Raw genomic sequence first — 20,749 nt, 5'->3', positions numbered from 1 at the left:
TGATTGTCCGCACGTCGCGGTGCGGCCGGCCAAGATAACCGGTTTGCAGGCGCGTGCGCAAAACGGCAGCCGGATGGCGCGAATTCCGTCGCGCGCTGTTGCCGGTTTCCTATATGTAGGCCAACGCTTGCTTTGGGAGATCCTCGCGTGTTCCTTTCGGTTTTCGACCTGTTCAAGATCGGCATCGGCCCGTCCTCGTCGCACACGATGGGGCCGATGACGGCGGCCACGCGCTTTCTTGCCGAATTGCTGTCGGACGACTGGCCGCGGCCAGCCGGCGCGAAGGTCGACCGCCTTGGCGCCAGCCTGCACGGCTCGCTGGCCTATACCGGCATCGGCCACGGCAGCGACCGCGCTGTCGTGCTGGGCCTGACCGGGCTCACTCCACAAAGCGTCGATCCCGACCATGTCGATACCATCATCGCCAAGGTGGCGGCCGAGAAGCGAATCGCTCCGCCCGGACACCCCTCCTACCGCTTCGATCCCGGCAAGGATCTCGTGCTGGACAAGAAGACGCCGCTGACCGGACATGCCAACGGCATGGCCTTCTATGCCTATGATTCCGGCGACCGGCTGCTCCTGAAACGCATCTATTATTCCATCGGCGGCGGCTTCGTGGTTTCCGAGGAGGAGTTGCAGCGCATGAAGACGCGCGGCTCGGTCAACACCGAGGGAAAGAAGGTGCCTTATCCCTTCAAGACGGCTGCCGAGATGCTCGCCATGGCGGCCAGGAGCGGCCTTTCCATCGCCGACATGAAGCGGACCAATGAGGAGACGCACATGCCGCGCGCGGAGCTCGATTCCGGCCTGGACGCGATCTGGGGCGCCATGCGCGGCTGCATCGAGCGCGGATTGACGCAGGAAGGCATCATGCCGGGCGGCCTGAAGGTGCGCCGCCGCGCCCGCCAGTTGCACGACAAGCTGCAGGAGGAATGGCAGCAGAACCGGCCCAATCCGGTGCTGGCCAACGACTGGCTGTCGATCTACGCCATGGCGGTCAATGAGGAGAATGCGGCAGGCGGGCGCGTGGTCACCGCACCGACGAACGGGGCGGCGGGAACGCTGCCGGCCGTACTGCGCTACTGGCTGCATTTCCACCCGGAAGCGGATCAGGCCAGCATCCGCGACTTCCTGCTCACCGCCGCGGCGGTCGGCGGCATCATCAAGACCAACGCCTCGATCTCCGGTGCCGAAGTCGGCTGCCAGGGCGAGGTGGGATCGGCTTCGGCGATGGCCGCCGCCGGCCTGTGCGCGGTCATGGGCGGCACGCCCGAGCAGGTCGAGAACGCGGCGGAGATCGCACTGGAGCATCATCTGGGCATGACCTGCGACCCCGTAGCCGGATTGGTGCAGGTGCCCTGCATCGAGCGCAACGCTCTCGGCGCGGTCAAGGCGGTGACGGCCGCCTCCCTTGCCATCAAGGGCGATGGAACACATTTTGTTCCGCTCGACGCGGCGATAGAGACCATGCGCCAGACCGGGCTGGACATGAACGAGAAATACAAGGAGACCAGCCTGGGCGGCCTTGCGGTCAATGTGGTGGAGTGCTGATGCGCCGCATGTGGAGAAACGGTTCAGGCCGTTGACGCGCGTCGGCGGCGGGCTAACGTGAAGCCATGGCTCTCAACCTGATAAAATTGTGCGTCGGCTGCGACAGCGTCGAGGACCTTGAGGAGTGGATCGCCTTCAGGCTCGACGAATGCCGACGGGCCGGGCAGCCCGTGGAGCAGTACCATACCACCCGTATGGTGCCGACGCGTGGCGCCGAGATCGTGGACGGCGGCTCGCTCTACTGGGTCATCAAGGGCTCGGTGCAATGCCGCCAGCTCATCACGGAGATCCGGCCCTTCACCGATGCCGAGGGCATCGGCCGTTGCCGCCTCGTGCTCGATCCGCATGTCGTGCGCACGCAGTGGCAGCCGCGTCGGGCCTTCCAGGGCTGGCGCTATCTGAAGCCTGAGGATGCGCCCGCCGACCTCGGAACGGGGCGCTCGGCGCTGGCCGAGATGCCTGCGAAGCTCAGACAGGACCTGGCCGAACTCGGCCTTCTGTGAGGCGCCGGCCTGGGGGCCATAACAAAAAAGCCGCCCCGAAGGACGGCTTTTTTGTTTTCGGCGGAAACCCCGAATTACTTGATCTTGGTTTCCTTGAACTCGACGTGCTTCTTGGCGACCGGATCGTACTTGCGAAACGACAGCTTCTCGGTCTTGGTGCGGCTGTTCTTGCTCGTCACGTAGAAGAAGCCGGTATCGGCGGTCGAAAGAAGCTTGATCTTGATGTTTGCGGCTTTGGCCATGATGTCAGTCCGTTGATGTCTGGGGTTCGAGCCGCAGGAGCACGGGCACGGCGCCCGGGCGCGGGAAACTTGGCGCGACACATAAAGAATGCGCCCGGAAAGTCAAGCCTTCGTGTCCCTCGTCGCCCGGCCGGACCGGCTCTCAGCTTGTGTGGGCAATGAGCTTGTTCACCGTCTCGGGGAAGAAATCGGGGCCGGCGCGGCGCTTGCCGAACATCATGTCGTATTGAAGGTAGCGAAAATCGCGGATCGCCGGGTCGGTCTCCTTTTGCTGCGCCCAGTCGGGCGTCGCCTCGCCATTGGCGTCGAAGAGCACGTTGCGGTCGACGATGCGGTAGCGTTCGCTGAGCGCGCCGAGGAAGCCCGTGTAGTAGGGGTGGGTGATGCCCGCCGCCTTGAGCACGTGGAAGGGCAGCAGGGCAGGGCTGATCGCGCCGGTCTGCTCGACCGGGCCGGTCCTGTTCGACCACAGCACCAGCGGGGTATTGTGGTGCCTGAGCATCTGGTCGGGGGCTTCCTTGCGGGGCGCGACGTTGTTCTTGAGGAAGCCGGTCTCGACATAGACGGGGCCGAGCGGGGGCAGGTGGTCGCCGAAGAAAGCGATCACGGTCGGCCGGTCGCGATTCTTAGCCCAGTCGATCAGGCGCTGCAGGCCGCGGTCGGCATCGGCTGCGCCCTCCGCATAGCTCTGCAGCGAATCGCGTGCCCACTGACTGGTGGAAGCCTGCACTGCGTGGGCGGCGTCTGGGTAGCGATTGGGCTCGTAAGGCCCATGGTTCTGGAGGCTTACGGCAAAGAAGAAGAACGGCGCGTCCGTCTCCTCGCCCTCGCGGATGATCTCGTCGGTCATCGATTCGTCGGAGGCCAGCGGCCCGCGCTTGATCATGGGCGGCAGGTTCTCCTCCGACTTGAAATCGTCGAAGCCGAAATCCTGGTAGACGTTGCCACGGTTCCAGAACCAGTTGGTGCCGGGGTGAATGGCCCGCGCCTCGTAGCCCTCGCTCTTCAGGAAGGTGGCCAGCGAGGGAACCGGCGCGCGCACATATTGCTGGTAGGGAATCGAGCCGGCCGGCAGGAACGCGTTGGAAAAGCCCGTCAGCGCCTCAAACTCGACATTGGCCGTCATGCCGCCGAATTCCGGCGAGAACACCGAACCCGATTGCAGCGACCGCACCGTCGGAATCGGGTCCGGCGTGATGGTGACGCCCGGCAGTTCCGTCGGATCCCAGAAGGATTCGCTCATCACGATAATGATGTCCGGCTTATCCGCCGGCACCGAGGCTGTGACCTGGGGCTTGGCGATGGCCGCGATGGCCTTGTCGGAATAGCCGGCGGGTGCCGTGACATGCGCCATCGGCACGTTGAGCGCGAAGGCCAGCGCGAACCCGTTGGAGTTGTAGTTCTCCTTCTGGTCCCACATCATCGGGATGATGTTCAGCCGGTCTCGCGTCCACGAGAATGTGGCGTAGTCCATGATGGAGACGAAAGAGGCCAGCAACGGGATGCACAATGCCAGCCGGGCGGCACGGCCCCGGTAGCTCATGACGCGGATTCGGCGGCAGCACTGACGCCAGGCGAAGATGAGCAGAGCCAGGACGCCTGCCAGCCCGGCGACCATGGCCAGGCCTGTCAGCGGCCTCTCACGGACCAGAAGCGGCAGAAGGTCGACGATCTGGCGAGCGAAGAGGAAATCGGTCGGATAGAGCGGATCGCCCAGATAGTGCGATTTCTGATGGCCGATGAAGGCCAGCGTCAGCGTCAGCGGCGCCACCAGGATCAGCGCCTGATATGCGCGGCCCAGCAACGCGTCCAGCGCGATCACCGTCAGCGTGAAAAGCACGATCGTCGTCCAGCCCGGCTTGAACGGCTGCAGGAAGAAGCCGGTCGTGGAGCCGAAATCACCCCGAAAAATCAGTTCGATGGCAAAGACGAGGGTGGCCGAAGCCAGAAGCGAATAGAAGCCGTAGCGGGCTGCGGGCCAAATCCGTGCGCTCCGCATTCCGGCGCGTGGCGGAATGCTCGTGCCCGCAGATGCGGCCATTGCTGTGTTTGCTCTGCCCGTCGCCAACTCCAACTCCCGGAACGCACGCGAAAATATGTCATTTAACTGTCATGAAACCGTCACGCAAACCCGGCGGTTGCGGCAAAAGCGGGACAAGCCGGCAAAAAATAGTGTCTGCCTTTAATCATGCGTGAGCGGCCCACGGCCTGCCGGCCGGCGGGACCCCGGCCGTCGGCGGGCTTGACTTGGCGGGGCCGCTTGCGCCACAGGCAGGCATCGAGAGACGGAACGGGGTCAGCAACATGGCGATCGCATTCACCTTTCCCGGACAGGGCAGCCAGGCCGTCGGCATGGGCAAGGACCTGGCCGATGCGTTCCCCGAGGCGCGGCGCGTCTTCGAGGAGGTCGACGAGGCGCTGGGCGAGAAGCTTTCCGCCGTTATCTGGGAAGGCCCGGAGGAGACGCTGACGCTGACGGCCAACGCCCAGCCGGCGCTCATGGCGGTTTCGCTCGCTGCCGTCAGGGCGCTGGAAGCGCGCGGCTTTTCGCTGAAGGACAAGGTCTCCTACGTCGCCGGCCACTCGCTCGGCGAGTATTCGGCGCTTGCCGCCGCAGGCTTCGTTTCCGTGGCCGATGCGGCGCGGCTCCTGCGCATCCGCGGCAACGCCATGCAGTCCGCCGTGCCTGTGGGCGAGGGCGCCATGGCCGCCATCATCGGGCTGGAGCAGGCCGACGTCGAAGCCGCCTGCGCCGAAGCCGCGAAGGGATCGGTTTGCCAGGTGGCCAACGACAATGGCGGCGGGCAGCTCGTCATCTCCGGCGCCAGGGCGGCGGTCGAACTGGCCGCCAGGCTGTGCACCGAAAAGGGCGCCAAGCGCGCGTTGATGCTGCAGGTGTCGGCACCCTTCCATTGCGCGCTGATGGCGCCGGCCGCCGAAGCGATGCGCGAGGCACTGGCCGGCGTGAAGAAAATTGCGCCGGCCGTGCCGGTCGTGTCGAACGTGTCCGTTGCGCCGACGAGCGATCCCGAAACCATCGCCAGCCGCCTGGTCGAGCAGGTGACGGGCCGCGTGCGCTGGCGCGAGACGGTGGAATGGTTCGGCGCCAACGGCATGACTACGCTCTACGAGGTGGGCGCGGGCAAGGTGCTGTCAGGCCTGGCCCGGCGCATCAACCGCGACATCGCCACGGCTTCCGTCGGCACGCCTGCCGACGTGGACGCGGCGCTGGCGACTTTGGGCTGACCTGTTACATTCGACCTCTCTTACCGGGAGAGCGTTCCAAGGAGACAACAATGTTCGATCTGACCGGCCGCAAGGCGCTTGTCACCGGGGCGACGGGTGGCATCGGCGAAGCGATCGCGCGCGTGCTGCACGCGCAGGGAGCGACCGTCGGGCTGCATGGCACCCGCATGGAGAGGCTCGAGGCGTTGGCTGCCGAACTGGGCGACCGGGTGAAGCTCTTCCCGGCGAATCTGTCCGACCGCGACGAAGTCAAGGCGCTCGGCCAGAAGGCGGAAGCCGAACTGGAGGGAGTGGACATCCTCGTCAACAACGCCGGCATCACCAGGGACGGGCTGTTCGTGCGCATGTCCGACGCGGACTGGGATTCGGTGATGGAGGTGAACCTGACCGCCGTGTTCCGCCTGACCCGGGAACTCACCCATCCGATGATGCGCCGCCGCCACGGCCGCATCATCAACATCACCTCCGTGGTCGGCGTGACCGGAAACCCTGGCCAGGCGAACTATTGCGCTTCCAAGGCCGGCATGATCGGCTTTTCCAAGTCGTTGGCCCAGGAGATCGCGACCCGCAGCGTGACCGTCAACTGCGTCGCGCCGGGCTTCATCGAATCGGCCATGACCGACAAGCTGAACGACAAGCAGAAAGAGGCCATCATGGCCGCCATCCCCACCAGGCGGATGGGGACCGGCGCCGAGGTCGCCTCGGCGGTCGCCTATCTCGCTTCGGACGAGGCAGCCTATGTCACAGGCCAGACGCTGCACGTCAACGGCGGCATGGCGATGATCTGACCGATCCGGCATTGGTCGAGGCAAATCCGGAGTAGCAACCCTGGGGACAGGAAACGACGGGGCGGGGAAAAAGCCCGGCCCCGCTTGGAGCCAGCGACGTTTTCGTGTAATGCGGCCCGCAACCCGGGGGTTTTCGGGCGACCGTGGCCAGCCTGGCAGCGTTTCCGGCAGGCCCATCTTTCAGCTTGATTAGGGGCAACATGCCCGCTAACGAAGACAAACAAACTTGAAGACGAGGATGCCCATATGAGTGACACCGCAGAGCGCGTCAAAAAGATCGTCATCGAACATCTTGGCGTCGACGCCGATAAGGTGACGGAGCAGGCCAGCTTCATCGACGATCTGGGCGCAGACAGCCTCGACACGGTCGAACTTGTCATGGCGTTCGAAGAAGAATTCGGTGTCGAGATCCCGGACGATGCGGCCGAGACCATTCTCACGGTCGGCGATGCCGTGAAGTACATCGACAAGGCTTCGGCCTGATTTCCAACGCAGTCGCCGCTGAAGAGTATCTGCGATGAGACGCGTCGTCGTTACGGGTCTCGGCCTGCTGTCGCCTTTCGGCGTCGGGGCCGAGCACGGTTGGAAAGAGCTTCTGACCGGCCGCAGCGCGGCAACGCGCGTCACCAGCTTCGAGGTGGACGATCTTGCCTGCAAGATCGCCCACGTCATACCGCGGGGCGACGGCTCCGGCGCCACCTTCAATCCCGAATCGGTCCTTGAAGCCAAGGAACTGCGCAAGATCGGCGACTTCATCCTCTATGGGATCGCGGCCGCCGACGAGGCGCTGAAGGATTCGGGCTGGCAGCCGAAGACGCATGAAGAACAATGCGCCACCGGCGTCATGATCGGCTCCGGCATCGGCGGCATCGAAGGCATCGCCGAGAACGCGCTCATCCTGCATGATCGCGGCCCTCGTCGTATCAGCCCCTTCTTCATTCCCGGCAACATCATCAACCTGGTGTCCGGGCAGGTCTCGATCCGGCATGGGCTGAAAGGCCCGAACCACGCCGTGGTCACCGCCTGCTCCACCGGCGCGCACGCGATCGGCGATGCGGCGCGGCTGATCCAGTTCGGCGATGCCGACGTGATGCTGGCAGGCGGCGCCGAGGCGCCGGTGACGCGGCTTTCTCTGGCCGGCTTCGCGGCCTGCCGCGCGCTCTCCACCGAGCGCAACGACGCGCCTGAAAAGGCGTCGCGCCCCTATGATCGCGACCGCGACGGCTTCGTCATGGGCGAGGGCGCCGGCGTCGTGGTCCTGGAGGAACTGGAGCACGCCAAGGCGCGCGGCGCCAAGATTTATGCCGAGGTTACCGGCTACGGCATGACCGGCGACGCCTACCACATCACCGCTCCGGCCGAAGATGGCGACGGCGCGTTCCGTTGCATGAGCGCTGCACTGAAGCGTGCGGGACTGAAGCCCGCCGACATCGACTATATCAACGCCCACGGCACCTCGACCATGGCCGACACGATCGAGCTCGGCGCCGTCGAGCGCCTGGTCGGCGATGCCGCCCCGAAAGTGTCGATGTCGTCCACCAAGTCGTCGATCGGCCATCTGCTCGGTGCGGCGGGAGCGGCCGAGGCGATCTTTTCCATTCTGGCCATCCGCGACAACATCGCGCCGGCCACCATCAATCTGGACAATCCCGAGCGCGAGACGCAGATCGATCTCGTGCCGAACACGCCGCGCAAGCGGCAGATCGACGTCGCGCTCTCCAATTCCTTCGGCTTCGGCGGCACCAACGCCTCGCTCGTCTTCCAGCGATACAATGGCTGATCCGCGTGCCGGGAAGGCCCTGCCGGAAATTTTGCCATATTCCCTCCTACTCTGCAGTCGGGGAATCGCCGGAAGAACAAGCGGTAGGGTGCCATGAACACCAGTCCTGCGGACAATGAGGGAAACGCCCGTCCCGCTGCGCCCTTCGTGCCGAAGACGGCGAGCGAGGCGTTGCGGCCCGAGGCCGGCACGCCCCCTCCGCCCAGGCGCTCGCGCGCGTCGCGCAGCCAGACGGTGGTGTTCCTGAATTTCCTTTTTTCCTGCATCGTTCTGGTCATCCTGGCGGTGGGCGCCGCGCTTTATTTCGGCCGACAGGCCTTCAACGAACCCGGCTCTTCGGCCGGTGGCGGCACCGTGCTGGTCAAGCCCAGCATGCGGGTGGCCGAAATCGCCGACCAACTGGAGCGGCGCGGCCTCATCAGCGACGCGCGCATATTCCGCATCGGCGTGCGTGCCTATGGCAATGATTCCGCGTTGAAGGCAGGCGAATATGCGATCGATCCGCACGCCTCGATGCACGACATCATGGACCTGATGAAAAGCGGCAAGTCGGTGATGTATTCGTTGACCATCCCCGAGGGACTGACGGTCGAACAGGCATTCGAACGCATCGCGTCCCAGGCCGAATTGACCGGCGACATGCCGGCTGAGTTGCCGCAGGAAGGCAGCCTCGCCACCGACACGCTACGTTTCACGCGCGGCGCCACGCGCCAGCAGATGGTCGACAAGCTGCTGGCCGACCAGAAGAAACTGGTGGAGGAGGTATGGACGCGTCGCGTGCCCGACCTGCCGATCGCCAATGTCGAGGATTTCGTCACCCTGGCTTCGATCGTGGAGAAGGAGACCGGCCGCAGCGACGAGCGTTCGCGCGTCGCCGCCGTGTTCCTGAACAGGCTGGCCAAGGGCATGCGCCTGCAATCGGACCCGACCATCATCTACGGGCTGTTCGGCGGCAAGGGCAAGCCGGCCGATCGGCCGATCTATCAATCCGACATCGACAAGGCCACGCCCTACAACACCTATCAGATCAATGGCCTGCCGCCGACGCCGATCGCCAATCCCGGCCGCGCGGCGTTGGAAGCCGTGGCCAATCCATCGCAGACGAAGGACCTCTATTTCGTCGCCGACGGTAATGGCGGGCATGTATTCGCAGCCACGCTCGAAGAGCACAACCAGAACGTCGCCCGCTATCGCGCGCTGCAGAAGAAGCAGGCCGAGGAAGCCGCCAAGGCCGCAGCGCCGCAACCCGGGGCGGACGGCGGCGGTCAGTCCGGCGCACAGCCCGACACCTCGCAATAGCCGCCGGCATTGCGAATTTGTCGGGGCAGAGGTGCCAAGGGGGTGCCATGAACTTGCAGAGCATGACCGGTTTTGCGCGCGCTTCCGCCGATCATGCGGGCGCCGCGATCGCGTGGGAAGTGAAATCCGTCAACGGCAAGGGCCTTGAGATCCGGTTGCGCCTGCCGCCCGGTTTCGAGCGGCTTGAGCCTATGCTGCGGCAGGCCGTGCAGAAGCGCTTTGCACGCGGCAGTTTCCAGGCCGCGCTGGCGGTATCGCGCACGGGTGCTGCGCAGGGGCAGCCGGTCATCAACGAGGCATTCCTGAAGGATGTGGCCGGTCTGGCGCAGCGGCTGCAGGAGCAATTCGGCGCCGCGCCCGCCACCGCCGACGGTCTGCTTGCCTTGCGCGGCGTGCTGGAGATGCCCGATGCGGTGGAGAGCGACGACGAACGTGCCGCGCTGGACGCGGCGATCGAGGCCGCCCTGGCTGATGCGCTTGCCGGCCTGGAGAACGCCCGCCGCGGCGAGGGCGCGGCGTTGGGCGATCTGCTTGCCGGCCATCTCGATGCCATCGAGGCGTTGACGCTGCGGGCCGAGGCCGATCCTTCGCGCGAGCCTGCCGCAATCCGCGAGCGCATTGCCGAGCAGGTGCGGCTGCTTATGGACGCCTCGGCCAATCTGGACGAGGCGCGGCTGCATCAGGAAGCCGCGTTCCTGGCCACCAAGGCCGACATACGCGAGGAGATCGACCGGCTGAAGACGCATGTGGCCTCGGGCCGTGCATTGCTTGCCGCGGGCGGCGCCGTCGGTCGCAAGCTCGACTTTCTGGCGCAGGAATTCAACCGCGAATCGAATACGCTGTGCTCGAAGTCGAACGCCGCCGCCGTCACCGCCGTCGGGCTGGAACTGAAGGCGGTGGTCGACCAGTTCCGTGAACAGGTCCAGAATCTGGAGTAGCTTATGGTGCCCAAGGACACCGGTTCCCGCATCCGCCGCCGGGGCTTGATGCTCGTGCTGTCCTCGCCTTCGGGCGCTGGCAAGTTGACCATAGCGCGCAACCTGATCGAGAGCGATCAGGGCTTCGAGCTTTCGGTGAGCGTGACTACGCGGCCGCGGCGCGGCAGCGAGATCGACGGCATCCATTATCATTTCCGCACGCAACGGGAATTCGAGATCCTGCGCGACAATGACGAGCTGCTGGAGTGGGCTGAGGTGCACGGCAATTTCTACGCCACGCCGCGCGAGCCGGCCGAGCGCGCGATGGCCGAGGGCCGCGACATGCTGTTCGACATCGACTGGCAGGGCGCCAAGCAGCTCAAGGAGAAGATGCGCGGCGACATCGTCTCCATCTTTATCCTGCCGCCGTCCATGAAGGAACTGAAGGCGCGGCTGAAGCGCCGCGCCGAGGACCAGGAAGCGGTAATCGAGACGCGGCTGAAGAACGCGCGCGACGAGATCGAGCACTGGACGGAGTACGATTTCGTCATCGTCAACGACGATCTCGACCGCGCCTTCTCGGAGGTGCGTGCGGTCGTCGCCGCCGAGCGGTTGCGCCGGGACAGGCGGCCCGGCCTGTTCGATTTCGTGTCGGGCTTGCTCGCCGAGGACGTGGATTAGAGCGTTTCCGCTTTTCTCCGAATCGCGGAATTGCTCTAACCCTTTGTTTTGACGCAATTCCGAACGCAAAACCGCTTCGCACTTTTGCTGGAATTGCTCTAAGGGCGACCGACCGGGGCGGCATGCCGACCCGGATGGAATCGGCGCCGCGGAAAATCCGGCCCGATCAGGACCGGATGTCTGTGCGAATCGGGCGAGGACGATCGGGAATCAGGGCGGGCATTTCGACGAACGCTGATTCGCCCTGCACAGGCTCCTGTCGCTGGTTGCGCGTAAACCAGATGGAGCCGGCCCACGATAAAGACCGTGACTGGAGCCTGCTCGATCCTGCCGCTGAGGCCCGATTCGGACATAACGATTCTTTGGAAGAAATGGCGCGAGTGACGGGGCTCGAACCCGCGACCTCCGGCGTGACAGGCCGGCACTCTAACCGACTGAGCTACACCCGCGCTGCGACGAACACGTGTCAGTCGTGTGCGTCGATGGGCGCTGGATAAGGGGTTCGCCGCAGGGTGTCAAGCGGCCCGCGACGGCATAATTGAAAAGCTGCAAAGGTTTTTTTGCGCTGCGGAGGATGGGGCGTCAAAGGGTTGCCGGCAAAGGCGGCGCAGCGCGGTCATTTGACCTTGCGAAGCCGTTTTGAACCCCTTAAAGGTCCGGCCAGGCGGGCGATTAGCTCAGTTGGTAGAGCGCTTCGTTTACACCGAAGATGTCGGCGGTTCGAGTCCGTCATCGCCCACCATTCATTTCCCGCCCGGACGTTCGGACAAGATACGTGGTTCTGGTCGGCGCTTCTTTCCAACTGACGCTGCCCGCAACGCAAACGCCGCCGGCGGCCCTTGCTTTGCACAGGCCACCAGCGCCTCGGGCGACGCCGGCAAACCTGCTTACCTGAAGCCCAGGAATGACAGGATGGCCACGAGGGCGACGGCGAAGGTGCCCGCATAAACCATATACTGCATGGTTTTCTCCCCAAATCTGCGCTGTGCGTTTTGCGATTGACTAGCTGGTTCGGGATCGGGCCACGTTGCGCCGGAACAAATAAACCTTGTCGAGCCGGCGCTTTGGGGGCGTCAGCACCGGTGCCGCCTTTGCGGCCGGGATTCGCCATCCTTGCGGAACCGACGGCATTCCCGCGCCCTTGCACGGGGCCGGGGAATAGGGCACACCGCCGAGACCATGAATTCCGCCCATCCGCTCGACCACCTCGTCCTGCCGGTCGCCGATCTAGACGCGGCGCGCGCGCGCCTGTCCGCGCTCGGCTTTACCGTCGCGCCGAATGGCGAGCATCCTTTCGGCACGCGCAATTGCTGCGTCTATCTCGCCGACGGCACCTTCATCGAACCATTGGCGGTGGGCGATCTGGCCGCTGCCGACGCGGCGGTGCGCGCCGGCAACGTGTTCGTCGCGCGCGATCGGACCTACCGCCAGCGTCTAGGCGAGGAGGGCTTTTCGGCCGTGGTGTTCGGCACTGACGACGCCGACGCCGACCATGCCCGCTACGTCGATGCCGGCATTTCGGCCGGCGACCGGCTCGACTTCTCGCGCCCGTTCATCGACGCCGCCGGCCGCAGCGATCGGGCATCGTTCAGCCTGGCCTTCGCCTCGGGGCACGACACGCCAGACGCCTTCGTCTTCGCCTGCCAGCGCATCAACGTGCCGAAGGTCGACCGCGCCGCCTTGCAGGCGCATGAAAACGGTGCGACGGCCATCGCGGAAGTCGTGGCCACCGCCGACGACCCCCGCTCTCGCCTTGCACTGCTGGCCGTGGCGGCGGCCGCACCGGCGGCTGCCGTCGCGGGCGGGCGAGTAGCATTGCCGAATGCGGAGATCAGCGTTCTCCAGCCGGCGGCCTTCGCCGCGCGCTTCGGCATTGATGCTGGCGCGCCCTCGGCCCTGCGCTTCGCCGCGGTCGTCTTGCGGGTCGCGGCGTTGGGTTCCATGGCTGGGCTGCTTGCGAAAAACGGCGTCGTTCACCATTTGCAGGATGACAGGCTCATCGTTCCGCCGGCGTACGGCCAGGGCGTTCCCTTCGTCTTTGAGGAGCAAGCATGAACAAGCCCAATGCGTCCGTCGCGGCTGGCCGGGTCGTCTTTGATAACAGCGCGCCGCTCGCGCTGATCGCCGGTCCGTGCCAGCTCGAATCGCGCCAGCACGCCTTCGACATGGCGGGCAGGCTGAAGGAAATGGCGCGAACGCTCGGCATCGGCCTCGTCTACAAGACCAGCTACGACAAGGCCAACCGCACCTCGCTGTCGGGGACACGCGGCGCCGGGATCGACGCGGCGCTGCCCGTGTTCGACGATCTGCGCCGTGAGTTCGGCCTGCCGGTGCTGACCGACGTTCATACCGAGGAGCAATGTGCGCTCGTCGCTCCGCATGTCGATGTCCTGCAAATTCCGGCCTTTCTTTCCCGCCAGACCGATCTTCTGATTGCGGCTGCGAAGACCGGCAAGATCGTCAACATCAAGAAGGGTCAGTTCCTGGCGCCCTGGGACATGAAGAACGTGGTTGCCAAGGTTACCGGCTCAGGCAACCCCAACGTGCTGGTGACGGAGCGCGGAGCTTCGTTCGGCTACAATACGCTCGTGTCCGACATGCGCGCGCTGCCGATCATGGCCGAGATCGGCGCTCCGGTGATCTTCGACGCCACCCATTCGGTGCAGCAGCCGGGCGGGCAGGGCGGCTCCTCCGGGGGCGAGCGGCGTTTCGTGGAGACGCTGGCGCGCGCGGCAGTGGCCGTCGGCGTGGCCGGTGTGTTCATCGAAACCCATCAGGACCCGGACAATGCCCCCTCCGACGGCCCAAACATGGTGCCGCTGAAGGACATGCCGGCTCTTCTGGAAAGGCTGATGAGCTTCGACCGCATCGCGAAAGCTTGAGTCTCCCGGCGCTTGTGGTGGTTAGGCGGGGACTGTACGCTGTCCTGGCGAAAGTCACTCATCGACAGGAGCAGGCCATGTCAGTCGCACGTGTCACCGAGATCACCGCGTCTTCGCCGACCAGCTTCGAGGATGCCATCCAGAAGGGCATCGATCGGGCTTCCAAGACCTTGAAGAACGTCGAAGGCGCCTGGATCCAGGAGCAGAAGGTGGTCGTCGAGAACGGCAGGATCATTGCCTACCGCGTCAATATGAAGGTCACGTTCATTCTCACCGACTGACGTCTGCACCGCCTTCCCGGCATGCTACGGACACCGGGTCCAGCCGCTTGACCGGGCCTTCGCGAAACCTCACACTGCATCGTTACAGATGAGGTCGATATGACTCGCTTCGCCAAGTTCTTTCTCGCGGCCGTCACCGGCCTCAACATTTCTTTCGCCGCCCCTGCGGTTCAGGCGGCGGACCTTTCCGGCACCTATTGGCAGGATTCCGGCGTCTGTGCTGAATCGTGGGTGTTGAACAAGATCACCCACCGCTTTCGCCATCAGGTCCGCCATGTGCCGAACCTGCCCCAGGTCGACATTGTCGATTTCCGCGGCATTCGGGAAAGCCGCTATCAGCCGGCCAGCGAGGAATGGCCGATCGGCCGGCGCTATTGCCATGCCAGGGTGGCGCTCTCCAATGGCCATGACCGGACCATCTGGTACCTGATCGAAGAAGGTCAGGGCTTTGCCTCGATCGGCGACAATGTCGAGTTCTGCGTGGCCGGCTTCGATCGCTGGATGGTCTATGACGGCGGCTGCCGTATCCTGCGCTGATGCCGTCATGAGCCGGAAAGGCCGCAGGCTTGCGCCGGCACTTGCCCTGTGCATGTGCGTGGTGCTTGCCTTTTGCGCGCAGGACGCGCTCGCGGGCGGGCGCAACGGGTGGAAGGCAGGAACCTCATCCGCCAAGGACTTCGATTTCTATGTGCTGTCGTTGTCATGGTCGCCGAGCTATTGCGCGGCGGAGGGCGCCGACGCCAACCGCCAGCAATGCGAGGCGGGACGCCCCTACGCCTTCGTGGTGCATGGCCTCTGGCCGCAATTCGAGCGCGGCTATCCCAGCGACTGCGCGGCGGGCACTGCCAGGGTGCCGGGCGCCCTGACGCGGTCGCTTCTGGACATCATGCCGTCCCCGGGACTGGTGCGCCATGAATGGCAAAAGCACGGCACCTGTACGGGGCTCAGCCAGACGGACTATTTCCGCATGCTGCGCGCCGCACGTCAAAAGGTGGCGATCCCGGACGAATACCGCCGCCTCGACGGATATCGCATGGTTGCGCCGCAGGAAGTGGAAGACGCCTTCTTGCGTACCAATCCCGGGCTGCGGCCCGATGCCGTGGCAGTCACCTGCGACCGGCGCTACCTGCGCGAGGTGCGTATCTGCATGACACGCGATCTCGGCTTCCGCGCCTGTCCGCAAGTCGACCGGCAGGCTTGCCGCCAGCCCAGGGTGGTGATGCCGCCGGTTCGCGGCGGTTAATTCGTCGCCACGGCCGGCAACGCTTCCATTGCCGGTCTTTCCGGTTTGCTGTTCGTGGCCGTTGCCTTCCCGCGCCCGCGCGGTAAAGAGGTCTGGCCCTCGAACAGGAATCGACCATGTCCAAACTGCTTTACGCCTCCGCCTCGCCCTACAGCGCCAAGGTCCGCATGGCCGCCGCCTATGCCGGCATCGCGCTGGAGCCGGTGCCGGTCAAGACTGACGAATCGCCGGCCGAACTTCTGGCCGCCAATCCGCTGGGGAAGATTCCCGCGCTCGTCTTCGACGACGGCGGCTCCATTTTCGACAGCCGGGCCATCACCCAGCATCTCAACCGCGTTTCCAAGAACGCGTTGTTTCCGCGCAATGCGGACAAGCGCACCGAGGCCGAGGTTCTGGAGGCGCTGGCCGACGGCATCTGCGACAGTGCGCTGCTGATCGTCTACGAGAAGCGCTACCGGCCCGAGGAGATGATTTCGCAGCCGTGGATGGACAAGCAGTGGGGAAAGGTCACGCGTGCGCTCGATCTTCTCAACGCCAATCCGCCGAAGCTGCCGAAGAAGATCACGGCCGGCCAGATCGCACTGCGCGCCACGCTCGGCTATCTGGCCCTGCGCTTTGCCGGAAAATGGGAGAAGGGCCGCAGCCGTCTGGTACGCTGGGCGGCGCGCTTCGACGAGAAATTCCCGGAACTGAAAGCCTGCCTGCCTTCGTAAACGCAGGCATGATGCAAAAAAGCCGGGCGCAGGGCCCGGCTTTTTCGTGTTGGCTTGTTGCCGCGATCAGAACTTCATGCCGACGCCGAAGGTGATGCGGTTGTCGGAGTCCTTGATGCGGCTGCCGATGGCATCGAAGTTCTTCGAGCCGTAGTCGGTATAGCGGTACTCGACGCGGCCGAACACGTTGTCGGTGAACTTGATGTCTGCGCCGGCGCCGGCCGTCCAGCCGAACATGCCCTTGCTCTGGCTGATGTCGAAAAGCTGGTCCTGGACCTTCAGCTTCTCTGCAGCGCCACCGATGGTGCCGTAGAGCAGGATGTCAGGGCTCACAGTGTAGCCGAGACGGGCGCGGATGGAGCCCTCGAGGCCCGATTTCGACCTGAAGTCGTTGTCGGTGCCACGGTTGCCGTTGTAGCCGAGTTCACCTTCGACGCCGTAGACGAAGTTTTCCTGCTGCCAGTTGTAACCGACGAAACCGCTGCCAATAAATCCATCGGTGTGGATGCTGGTGTCGAAATCACGGACCTTGGTGCGGCCGGCGAAACCGTAGCCGAGATTGATACCGGCATAGGGGCCGGCCCACGAAGCCACGGGAAGCTCGGCGATCGGGGCGGGTGCCGGCGGCTCTTCCTGAACCACATCCGCGGCAAAGGCGGGGACGGTGCCGAGCAGTGCGACAAGCCCGATAGCGGCTGCGGCCGGCCGAGCGAATTTGAGATTGGCGTGCATGTTCTACTCTCCTTGAGCCACAGAAACTGGCTTGCTCATCATGAACGACCGGACCCCGCCTGGGAGAAAACGGGCTCGCCGCTCATCGGTTCCGGAATCTGGTGAGGAAATGCGGCTGAACCGAACCTGAATTGAGGTCTTTTCCCGACGCAAATACGGCGGAAGGATGGCGTTGCCGATTTGCAACAAACATGTCAGGAGATGGCTTTCCTTAACGCTGAAACCGGCTTGGTGCAAGGGGTTGTCCCGCCCTATATTGAGGTGGCGGCGAACCGGCCGACCCTGGATCAGGCCGGCAATCTGGCCGTTTCGCCACAATGCTGCCGCAGGAAAGAACAGGACTTTACCAGGGGCTGCCAAAATCGCTCCTGCGCGAAAAGAGGACAAGCAATGATTGAAGCCGCCGGGACGGCGCTGGTGACCGGGGGAGCGAGGCGAATCGGCAGCGCGATCGTGGAGGATCTGGCTGCGCACGGCTTTGCCGTTGCGATCCACGCCAATGCCTCCCGCAGCGAAGCGGACGAACTGGCCGCGCGTATCGCCGGCGCCGGCGGTCGCGCCGCCGTGGTCACTGCGGACCTCACCGACATGGAGGCTGCGGGTGCGTTGGTGGCCGCGGCGGAGGCCGAATTGGGGCCGATCTCGCTGCTGGTCAACAACGCCTCCGTGTTCGACGACGATTCGATACTCGATTTCGACGAGGCCGCCTGGGACCGGCACTTCGCCATCCACGTGAAGGCGCCGGCCGTGCTGGTGCGGGCCTTTGCTTTGGCGCTGCCTGCCGGTGCCGATGGGCTGGTCGTCAACATCATCGACCAGCGCGTATGGAAGCCCACCCCTCACTACTTTTCCTACACGCTGTCCAAATCGGCGCTCTGGGCGGCCACGCAGACCATGGCAATGGCGCTGGCGCCGCGAATCCGGGTCAATGCCATCGGCCCCGGACCGACGCTGAAGAACGCGCGCCAGGACGACGCCGATTTCCAGGCGCAGTTGGACGGGCTGGTGCTGCGGCGCGGCCCGGAACTGTCGGAATTCGGCGCCACCATCCGCTATCTGTGGCAGGCAAGGTCGGTGACGGGCCAGATGATCGCGCTCGACGGCGGACAGCATCTTGCGTGGCAGACGCCGGATGTGACAGGCATGGCGGAATGAATTCCACGGATTCCAGACGCAGGACGCGCGGCCTGCCCGCAGGCGACGACCTGCCCGACGTCGACCTCGACGAGGAGGGCGCGGACGAGATCGCCGTGCCGTCCGGCCCCGATATTGCCTTCACTGCGCTCGACTGGGCGGCGGAAGAGGGCGAGGACAGGGCGGGGGCCGAGGTCATCCAGGCCGTGGTCAAGCGCCTGCCGAACCGGCCGGGCGTCTATCGCATGATGAATGCGGCCGGCGATGTGCTCTATGTCGGCAAGGCGCGCAGCCTCAAGAAGCGCGTTACCCAGTATGCGCAAGGGCGTTTCCACACCAACCGCATCGGCCGCATGGTGCGCGAAACGGCGACGATGGAATTCGTCGTCACCCGTACCGAAATCGAGGCGTTGCTGCTCGAGGCCAACCTCATCAAGCGCTTGCGGCCGCGCTTCAACGTGCTTTTGCGCGACGACAAGTCCTTTCCCTACATCCTTTTGACGGGCGACCATCCCTCTCCCGGAATCTACAAGCATCGCGGCGCACGCTCGCGCAAGGGCGACTATTTCGGCCCCTTCGCCTCCGCACAGGCGGTGGACCGCACGATCAATGCGCTGCAGCGCGCGTTCCTGCTCCGCAGTTGCACGGATTCCTTCTATGAGAACCGCACGCGTCCGTGCCTGCTGTTCCAGATCAAACGCTGCTCTGCACCTTGCACCGGTGAGATTTCCCATCACGACTATGCCGCGCTGGTGGCGGAGGCGAAGGACTTCCTGTCGGGGCGCAGCCAGAAAGTGAAGACGGAAATCTCGTCGGCCATGCAGCAGGCCGCGGAGGAACTGGATTTCGAGCGCGCCGCCATCCTGCGCGACCGGCTGGCCGCGTTGAGCCATGTGCAGAGCCATCAGGGCATCAACCCCCAGTCGCTGGAGGAGGCGGACGTCTTCGCCATCCATCAGGAAGGCGGGCAGGTCTGCATCCAGGTGTTCTTCTTCCGCACGGGCCAGAACTGGGGCAACCGCGCCTACTTCCCGAAGGCGGACCCGGCGCTGGAGGCAGCGGAGGTTCTGGGCTCGTTCCTGGCGCAATTCTATGATGACAAGCCAGCACCGCGCGCCATCCTGCTGTCGCATGGCGTGGAAGAGCAGGAACTCCTGGCCGAGGCGCTGTCGACCCGGGCCGGCCGCCGGGTGACGATCTCGGTGCCGCAGCGCGGCGAGAAGAAGGACCTCACCGACCACGCGTCGCAGAATGCGCGCGAAGCGCTCGGCCGCAGGCTGGCCGAGACCTCCACCCAGGCGCGGCTGCTGTCGGGATTCGGCGAGACCTTCGGGCTGGAGAAGGCGCCGGTGCGCATCGAAGTCTACGACAATTCCCACATCATGGGCACCAACGCGGTCGGCGCCATGATCGTGGCCGGGCCGGAAGGCTTCGTGAAGAACCAGTACCGCAAGTTCAACATCCGCTCGACCGACATCACGCCCGGCGACGATTTCGGGATGATGCGCGAGGTGATGGAGCGGCGCTTCTCGCGCCTGGTGAAGGAACACGGCAACGGAGAGGCCCCGCATGACGCGCCGGACGACGACATGTCGAACGGTTTTCCGGCGTGGCCGGACGTGATCCTGATCGACGGCGGGCAGGGGCAGATGACGGCGGTGCGGAAGATCCTGGTCGAACTCGGCATCGAGGATCGGGTGGCGGCGATCGGCGTGGCAAAAGGCCAGGACCGGGACGCGGGACGCGAGCGCTTCTTCGTGCGGGGCCGGGACTCCTTCACGCTGCCGGTACGCGACCCGGTCCTATATTTCGTCCAGCGGCTGCGCGACGAGGCGCACCGCTTCGCCATCGGATCGCACCGCGCCCGCCGCAGGAAGGAAATGGTCAGGAGCCCGCTCGACGAGATCGCCGGAATCGGGCCGGCGCGCAAGCGCGCGCTGCTTCTGCATTTCGGTACGGCCAAGGCGGTCAGTCGGGCGGCGGTGGAGGATCTGATGACCGTCGACGGCATTTCCGAATCGATCGCCACGCTGGTCTACGATCATTTTCACGAGAAATGACGGCGCAGGGGCCGCTGGCGCCGGCCAGTCGGTTTTCTTTTGTTGCCCCCCATGGCCGGTTCTGGTTTGAGATATGTCAAACCTGAGTCGGCGAGCCATGTCGAAACGAGCTTTCAACCTGCCTAACATACTCACCTACGCCCGTATCGTCGCGGTGCCGCTGGTGGTGCTGTGCTTTTTCCTCGAAGGCCATCTGAAATCCAGCGACTTCGCGCGCTGGTCGGCGCTCGCCATCTTCGTGCTGGCCAGCATCACCGACTATTTCGACGGCTATCTGGCGCGTGCCTGGCAGCAGACCTCCAACATTGGCAGGATGCTGGACCCCATCGCCGACAAGCTTCTGGTCGCGACCTGTCTGCTGCTTCTGGCGGCCGACACCGACCATCGCGGCGGAATCGCCGGCTGGTCGTTGTGGGCGGCGATCATCATCCTGTGCCGCGAGATCCTGGTGTCGGGGCTGCGTGAATACCTGGCCGCCCTCAAGGTGTCGGTTCCCGTCACCCAGCTTGCAAAATGGAAGACGACGATCCAGATGATCGCCATAGCCTTCCTGCTTGCGGGTCCGGCGGGTGACAAGATCTTCCCGTTGACGACGCAGGTGGGACTGGTGCTGCTGTGGGTCGCGGCGATCGTGACGCTTTATACCGGCTACGATTATTTCCGGGCCGGGCTGAAGCATATCGTGGACGAGTAGGAT

At 64.8% G+C, this 20,749-nt stretch carries 21 protein-coding genes and 2 tRNA genes; 19 read left to right on the top strand and 4 right to left on the bottom strand.

The genetic code is table 11. The annotated features are described in order from the left end of the window. The first annotated feature begins 147 nt into the window (after positions 1 to 147). Both ACTDI4_RS12570 and ACTDI4_RS12565 read left to right on the top strand, forming a co-directional pair. Positions 148 to 1,551 (top strand): L-serine ammonia-lyase, encoded by a 1,404-nt coding sequence (locus tag ACTDI4_RS12570; RefSeq protein ID WP_442841469.1) that lies wholly within the window; start codon positions 148 to 150, stop codon positions 1,549 to 1,551. Between the two features lie 65 nt (positions 1,552 to 1,616). Then, on the top strand, positions 1,617 to 2,054 hold the full coding sequence (locus ACTDI4_RS12565; RefSeq protein WP_442841468.1) for a DUF1489 family protein: 438 nt from the start codon (positions 1,617 to 1,619) through the stop codon (positions 2,052 to 2,054). Between the two features lie 74 nt (positions 2,055 to 2,128). Here ACTDI4_RS12565 and rpmG read toward each other — a convergent pair whose 3' ends face one another. Continuing rightward, positions 2,129 to 2,296: a 50S ribosomal protein L33 gene (gene rpmG, locus ACTDI4_RS12560; RefSeq protein ID WP_019173400.1), complete on the bottom strand. Its 168-nt coding sequence runs from the start codon at positions 2,294 to 2,296 to the stop codon at positions 2,129 to 2,131. 142 nt (positions 2,297 to 2,438) lie between these two features. Then, positions 2,439 to 4,295 carry an LTA synthase family protein gene (locus ACTDI4_RS12555; RefSeq protein ID WP_442841467.1) on the bottom strand — a complete coding sequence of 619 codons (1,857 nt, stop codon included), beginning with the start codon at positions 4,293 to 4,295 and terminating at the stop codon, positions 2,439 to 2,441. A gap of 305 nt (positions 4,296 to 4,600) precedes the next feature. Between ACTDI4_RS12555 and fabD the strand changes: the two genes are divergently transcribed. From fabD to gmk, 7 genes are all read left to right on the top strand, one after another. Then, complete coding sequence (fabD, locus tag ACTDI4_RS12550; RefSeq protein WP_442841466.1) at positions 4,601 to 5,542, top strand: ACP S-malonyltransferase; 942 nt, start codon at positions 4,601 to 4,603, stop codon at positions 5,540 to 5,542. A gap of 50 nt (positions 5,543 to 5,592) precedes the next feature. Then, positions 5,593 to 6,330 carry a 3-oxoacyl-[acyl-carrier-protein] reductase gene (gene fabG / locus ACTDI4_RS12545; protein WP_442841465.1) on the top strand — a complete coding sequence of 246 codons (738 nt, stop codon included), beginning with the start codon at positions 5,593 to 5,595 and terminating at the stop codon, positions 6,328 to 6,330. A 246-nt stretch (positions 6,331 to 6,576) separates the two neighbouring features. Next, entirely contained in the window at positions 6,577 to 6,813 is a 237-nt protein-coding gene (locus ACTDI4_RS12540; protein ID WP_006203723.1) for an acyl carrier protein, read from the top strand. A 34-nt stretch (positions 6,814 to 6,847) separates the two neighbouring features. Continuing rightward, positions 6,848 to 8,110 (top strand): beta-ketoacyl-ACP synthase II, encoded by a 1,263-nt coding sequence (fabF, locus tag ACTDI4_RS12535; protein WP_442841464.1) that lies wholly within the window; start codon positions 6,848 to 6,850, stop codon positions 8,108 to 8,110. A 93-nt stretch (positions 8,111 to 8,203) separates the two neighbouring features. After that, a complete protein-coding gene (gene mltG, locus ACTDI4_RS12530) occupies positions 8,204 to 9,409 on the top strand; it encodes an endolytic transglycosylase MltG (RefSeq protein ID WP_442841463.1) in 1,206 nt (401 codons plus the stop codon). Between the two features lie 47 nt (positions 9,410 to 9,456). Next, positions 9,457 to 10,347: a YicC/YloC family endoribonuclease gene (locus tag ACTDI4_RS12525; protein ID WP_442841462.1), complete on the top strand. Its 891-nt coding sequence runs from the start codon at positions 9,457 to 9,459 to the stop codon at positions 10,345 to 10,347. 3 nt (positions 10,348 to 10,350) lie between these two features. Further along, positions 10,351 to 11,007, top strand: a complete 657-nt coding sequence (gene gmk, locus ACTDI4_RS12520) for a guanylate kinase (protein ID WP_442841461.1) — start codon at positions 10,351 to 10,353, stop codon at positions 11,005 to 11,007. 372 nt (positions 11,008 to 11,379) lie between these two features. Here gmk and ACTDI4_RS12515 read toward each other — a convergent pair. After that, positions 11,380 to 11,456 (bottom strand) — tRNA-Asp (locus ACTDI4_RS12515). Between the two features lie 217 nt (positions 11,457 to 11,673). Here ACTDI4_RS12515 and ACTDI4_RS12510 point away from each other — a divergent pair. The 7 genes from ACTDI4_RS12510 to ACTDI4_RS12480 all read left to right on the top strand — a co-directional run bounded on the left by ACTDI4_RS12510 (position 11,674) and on the right by ACTDI4_RS12480 (position 16,126). Further along, positions 11,674 to 11,749: transfer RNA gene (locus ACTDI4_RS12510), tRNA-Val, on the top strand. Between the two features lie 437 nt (positions 11,750 to 12,186). Next, positions 12,187 to 13,062 (top strand): VOC family protein, encoded by an 876-nt coding sequence (locus ACTDI4_RS12505; protein ID WP_442841460.1) that lies wholly within the window; start codon positions 12,187 to 12,189, stop codon positions 13,060 to 13,062. Next, positions 13,059 to 13,889: a 3-deoxy-8-phosphooctulonate synthase gene (gene kdsA / locus ACTDI4_RS12500; protein ID WP_442841459.1), complete on the top strand. Its 831-nt coding sequence runs from the start codon at positions 13,059 to 13,061 to the stop codon at positions 13,887 to 13,889. Before ACTDI4_RS12505 ends, kdsA begins: the two co-directional genes overlap by 4 nt. A gap of 77 nt (positions 13,890 to 13,966) precedes the next feature. Continuing rightward, positions 13,967 to 14,170, top strand: coding sequence for a dodecin family protein (locus tag ACTDI4_RS12495; RefSeq protein ID WP_442841458.1), 204 nt, complete (start codon positions 13,967 to 13,969; stop codon positions 14,168 to 14,170). Positions 14,171 to 14,269: 99 nt separating this feature from the next. After that, complete coding sequence (locus ACTDI4_RS12490; RefSeq protein WP_442841457.1) at positions 14,270 to 14,707, top strand: hypothetical protein; 438 nt, start codon at positions 14,270 to 14,272, stop codon at positions 14,705 to 14,707. Between the two features lie 7 nt (positions 14,708 to 14,714). Further along, positions 14,715 to 15,413, top strand: a complete 699-nt coding sequence (locus ACTDI4_RS12485) for a ribonuclease T2 family protein (RefSeq protein WP_442841456.1) — start codon at positions 14,715 to 14,717, stop codon at positions 15,411 to 15,413. 116 nt (positions 15,414 to 15,529) lie between these two features. Further along, entirely contained in the window at positions 15,530 to 16,126 is a 597-nt protein-coding gene (locus tag ACTDI4_RS12480) for a glutathione S-transferase family protein (RefSeq protein WP_442841455.1), read from the top strand. Between the two features lie 66 nt (positions 16,127 to 16,192). Here the strand turns inward: ACTDI4_RS12480 and ACTDI4_RS12475 are convergent, their stop codons facing one another. Continuing rightward, positions 16,193 to 16,858 (bottom strand): outer membrane protein, encoded by a 666-nt coding sequence (locus ACTDI4_RS12475; RefSeq protein ID WP_442841454.1) that lies wholly within the window; start codon positions 16,856 to 16,858, stop codon positions 16,193 to 16,195. Positions 16,859 to 17,248: 390 nt separating this feature from the next. On the opposite strand from ACTDI4_RS12475, the gene ACTDI4_RS12470 reads away from it, so the two are divergent. From ACTDI4_RS12470 to pgsA, 3 genes are all read left to right on the top strand, one after another. Beyond that, positions 17,249 to 18,013 (top strand): SDR family oxidoreductase, encoded by a 765-nt coding sequence (locus ACTDI4_RS12470; protein WP_442841453.1) that lies wholly within the window; start codon positions 17,249 to 17,251, stop codon positions 18,011 to 18,013. Beyond that, entirely contained in the window at positions 18,010 to 20,052 is a 2,043-nt protein-coding gene (gene uvrC / locus ACTDI4_RS12465) for an excinuclease ABC subunit UvrC (RefSeq protein WP_442841452.1), read from the top strand. Before ACTDI4_RS12470 ends, uvrC begins: the two co-directional genes overlap by 4 nt. 97 nt (positions 20,053 to 20,149) lie before the next feature. Continuing rightward, on the top strand, positions 20,150 to 20,746 hold the full coding sequence (gene pgsA, locus ACTDI4_RS12460; protein ID WP_442841451.1) for a CDP-diacylglycerol--glycerol-3-phosphate 3-phosphatidyltransferase: 597 nt from the start codon (positions 20,150 to 20,152) through the stop codon (positions 20,744 to 20,746). Positions 20,747 to 20,749 lie beyond the last annotated feature (3 nt).

Origin of the sequence: Mesorhizobium sp. PUT5, from assembly GCF_052216645.1 — a bacterium.
Classification (GTDB): domain Bacteria; phylum Pseudomonadota; class Alphaproteobacteria; order Rhizobiales; family Rhizobiaceae; genus Mesorhizobium.
Note: the sequence above shows the minus strand (reverse complement) of the source record. Positions and strands in the feature narration are given on the sequence as shown.

Coding starts and splice junctions, on each gene's coding strand:
- ACTDI4_RS12565 (WP_442841468.1), top strand. CDS start 1,617: ATGGCTCTCAACCTGATAAAATTGTGCGTCGGCTGCGACAGCGTCGAG.
- rpmG (WP_019173400.1), bottom strand. CDS start 2,296: ATGGCCAAAGCCGCAAACATCAAGATCAAGCTTCTTTCGACCGCCGAT.
- ACTDI4_RS12555 (WP_442841467.1), bottom strand. CDS start 4,295: ATGCGGAGCGCACGGATTTGGCCCGCAGCCCGCTACGGCTTCTATTCG.
- fabD (WP_442841466.1), top strand. CDS start 4,601: ATGGCGATCGCATTCACCTTTCCCGGACAGGGCAGCCAGGCCGTCGGC.
- fabG (WP_442841465.1), top strand. CDS start 5,593: ATGTTCGATCTGACCGGCCGCAAGGCGCTTGTCACCGGGGCGACGGGT.
- ACTDI4_RS12540 (WP_006203723.1), top strand. CDS start 6,577: ATGAGTGACACCGCAGAGCGCGTCAAAAAGATCGTCATCGAACATCTT.
- fabF (WP_442841464.1), top strand. CDS start 6,848: ATGAGACGCGTCGTCGTTACGGGTCTCGGCCTGCTGTCGCCTTTCGGC.
- mltG (WP_442841463.1), top strand. CDS start 8,204: ATGAACACCAGTCCTGCGGACAATGAGGGAAACGCCCGTCCCGCTGCG.
- ACTDI4_RS12525 (WP_442841462.1), top strand. CDS start 9,457: ATGAACTTGCAGAGCATGACCGGTTTTGCGCGCGCTTCCGCCGATCAT.
- gmk (WP_442841461.1), top strand. CDS start 10,351: ATGGTGCCCAAGGACACCGGTTCCCGCATCCGCCGCCGGGGCTTGATG.
- ACTDI4_RS12505 (WP_442841460.1), top strand. CDS start 12,187: ATGAATTCCGCCCATCCGCTCGACCACCTCGTCCTGCCGGTCGCCGAT.
- kdsA (WP_442841459.1), top strand. CDS start 13,059: ATGAACAAGCCCAATGCGTCCGTCGCGGCTGGCCGGGTCGTCTTTGAT.
- ACTDI4_RS12495 (WP_442841458.1), top strand. CDS start 13,967: ATGTCAGTCGCACGTGTCACCGAGATCACCGCGTCTTCGCCGACCAGC.
- ACTDI4_RS12490 (WP_442841457.1), top strand. CDS start 14,270: ATGACTCGCTTCGCCAAGTTCTTTCTCGCGGCCGTCACCGGCCTCAAC.
- ACTDI4_RS12485 (WP_442841456.1), top strand. CDS start 14,715: ATGAGCCGGAAAGGCCGCAGGCTTGCGCCGGCACTTGCCCTGTGCATG.
- ACTDI4_RS12480 (WP_442841455.1), top strand. CDS start 15,530: ATGTCCAAACTGCTTTACGCCTCCGCCTCGCCCTACAGCGCCAAGGTC.
- ACTDI4_RS12475 (WP_442841454.1), bottom strand. CDS start 16,858: ATGCACGCCAATCTCAAATTCGCTCGGCCGGCCGCAGCCGCTATCGGG.
- ACTDI4_RS12470 (WP_442841453.1), top strand. CDS start 17,249: ATGATTGAAGCCGCCGGGACGGCGCTGGTGACCGGGGGAGCGAGGCGA.
- uvrC (WP_442841452.1), top strand. CDS start 18,010: ATGAATTCCACGGATTCCAGACGCAGGACGCGCGGCCTGCCCGCAGGC.
- pgsA (WP_442841451.1), top strand. CDS start 20,150: ATGTCGAAACGAGCTTTCAACCTGCCTAACATACTCACCTACGCCCGT.